The 2074-nt window shown below is 56.9% G+C and carries 4 protein-coding genes; 3 read left to right on the top strand and 1 reads right to left on the bottom strand.

The window, feature by feature from the left end; all coding sequences use genetic code 11:
• From T281_RS16955 to T281_RS19235, 3 genes are all read left to right on the top strand, one after another.
• Positions 1 to 333: enolase C-terminal domain-like protein (locus tag T281_RS16955; RefSeq protein ID WP_037242385.1), on the top strand; the 333-nt coding region annotated here is incomplete at its 5' end.
• A gap of 236 nt (positions 334 to 569) precedes the next feature.
• The gene (locus T281_RS19005; protein WP_155955330.1) at positions 570 to 905 is read left to right on the top strand and encodes a hypothetical protein; all 336 of its coding nucleotides are present in this window, start codon (positions 570 to 572) and stop codon (positions 903 to 905) included.
• A 45-nt stretch (positions 906 to 950) separates the two neighbouring features.
• Positions 951 to 1181 carry a hypothetical protein gene (locus tag T281_RS19235; protein ID WP_037242382.1) on the top strand — a complete coding sequence of 77 codons (231 nt, stop codon included), beginning with the start codon at positions 951 to 953 and terminating at the stop codon, positions 1179 to 1181.
• A 50-nt stretch (positions 1182 to 1231) separates the two neighbouring features.
• On the opposite strand, the gene T281_RS16945 is transcribed toward T281_RS19235, so the two are convergent.
• A complete protein-coding gene (locus tag T281_RS16945; RefSeq protein WP_037242380.1) occupies positions 1232 to 1720 on the bottom strand; it encodes a hypothetical protein in 489 nt (162 codons plus the stop codon).
• Positions 1721 to 2074 lie beyond the last annotated feature (354 nt).

Genomic DNA, 2074 nt, shown 5'->3' with positions numbered 1-2074 from the left:
GCCATCCGCTTCTGCGCCGACGAAAGCATTCACACGGCCGCAGACCTCGACCAGATCGCGGCGCGCTACCAGGCGATCAACATCAAGCTCGACAAGACGGGTGGCCTGACCGCCGCGCTGGAACTCAAGCGCGAAGCACTCGCGCGGGGATTGTCGATCATGGTCGGCTGTATGGTCGGCACGTCGCTCGCGATGGCGCCCGCGCTGCTTCTCGCCAATGCCGCGGACTATGTCGACCTCGACGGTCCGCTACTGCTGGCGCGCGACCGCGACCCCGGCCTCGCTTTCGAGGGCAGCGTCATCGACGGACTGCCCGCTGCATTGTGGGGGTAGGGCAGGCGGCTCCCTGTTCGCTTGCAAACTGCCACCGTTCACCTCGCCGAGAACCTCGGGGCGCGACGGCGCGCAGAGCACAGCTCAAGACATCCGACGAATTGCTTCATACGTCTTGATTCAAAACTAACCGCCGCCGTGGATTTGACGCGCCGAAGCGTCAGAAAGCCGTAACATGGCCAAGTGAGTCGCTCCGTTTGCTTGGGGCCGTCTTCGCATTGCGGCTGTGAGGTGTCATGCGTTTCGTTCGTCTGAAAGCTGCCATGCTGTCGGCATTGCTCAGTTGTTTTGCCCAGTTTCCTGCCCATGCCGAGGAAGAACGCGACAGCTACCTTCCTCCAAAGGAACTCGTCGGGAAGGCAGAGCCGCTACCGGTGAAGAAAGCGAAGGGTGCGGCTGCAAAGAGATCATCGCCAGCGAAAAGCGCCGCGGCGCGGCAGCAAACTCAAGCGTGGCGAGGAAAGCGATACATGAGTCGAAATCACAAACGCGTTTTAAGATTCGCTAAGGGTGGATATGCAAAAAGATATATTGCATATGAGTTTCCGATGCGGTTCTCTGGTGCATATTAATTAATCAGAGCGCGTAGCTTTGCTTGTCCTCAACCTAAAGCGTGTTTGGCGGGAGTTGATGATGTCTTTTCTGAAGGTGAGGGAACGCCTATCCATTTTTGGACTAAATACATTGCAGCGGAAGATTCCGACGAAGCTGAACGCATTCGTCAGAAGCGCATCGACAATATCATGCTCGACGTGATTGCACGCGAATCCATGCTTAAGTGGGAAAGATTCGAAGTCCCGAAGAGGCAATCCTGTAATAAGCCAGGAAAGACATCTTTCCAGCTTTGATTTGCCCTCGGGATTGTTTTCTTTTTCCAGGATTGATTTGCCTGCGGAAATCAGCCTTCCAAAACTTCATAGATGGCGGGTGCCTTGGCCGAACCAGTGCGGGCCGTCTTGATGAAGTTCTTCTTTTCGAGCGACTGAAGAACCGAATGTAGCGATCCGAGGGGGATCTTGGCCGCGCTGGCGAGGGAAGCCGCCCGCATTTCGACTTCGTTGTTTTCATTCCTGCGACTGCGCAGCGTTTTCAAAACTGCAGCCTGGCGCTCGCTCAGATCTGAGGTTGCGTCGCTCGCCGCACTGACCGCGCTGGCGGGTGCCTCCTGATTGGCGGAAGACCGCCTCGGCTCCGCCCTCGCTTCGGCGCGCGCCGGGGATTTGGCCGCAGGCTTGCTGCTTTCCTTTGCGGCATAGTCGCGCGCACGATCAAGGTCGAAGAATGTTGCTACCACTTCAAACTTCCTCGGATCGCCTGCGTCGACGGACACCACTGCATAGCTGCCGTCGTCGAATGCTATCGTTTTGAATGTATCACCTGTCGTCATCACATTCCTCGCTTGCCCGCCACTTGCCTTTTTTCGGGTAGTCGCCTGTGCGCCCGGAAGGATCGGGCCGCTTGCCCCAGATATTGTTTCTGAAATCGGACGCACAGTAACCTGCAATTGGTTTCAAATCTGTTCGCGTTCTTCCGCTGGCTTTGCAGTCGAACATCAAACTCGGGCTCAACTATCTATCCGAGCTGATAGTCAGCGCATCACTGATCCGAGGTGCATGTCTCTTTCCGGTCGAGGCCGTGTGGAATGCAGGCTTCTGCAAGTGATTTCGGCGCGTCGGAATGAAACGCTTCATCGAAGGCGAGGATCGCCGCCCGGCGACGCCGCTTCCCAACTGCCTGGAAG

It is taken from the genome of Rhodomicrobium udaipurense JA643 (assembly GCF_000636015.1).
In the GTDB taxonomy this organism is placed as follows: Bacteria; Pseudomonadota; Alphaproteobacteria; order Rhizobiales; family Rhodomicrobiaceae; genus Rhodomicrobium; species Rhodomicrobium udaipurense.
Note: the sequence above shows the minus strand (reverse complement) of the source record. Positions and strands in the feature narration are given on the sequence as shown.

Bases quoted from the DNA above. Each gene is read 5' to 3' on its own strand.
- T281_RS19005 (WP_155955330.1), top strand. From the start codon at position 570: ATGCGTTTCGTTCGTCTGAAAGCTGCCATGCTGTCGGCATTGCTCAGT.
- T281_RS16945 (WP_037242380.1), bottom strand. From the start codon at position 1,720: ATGACGACAGGTGATACATTCAAAACGATAGCATTCGACGACGGCAGC.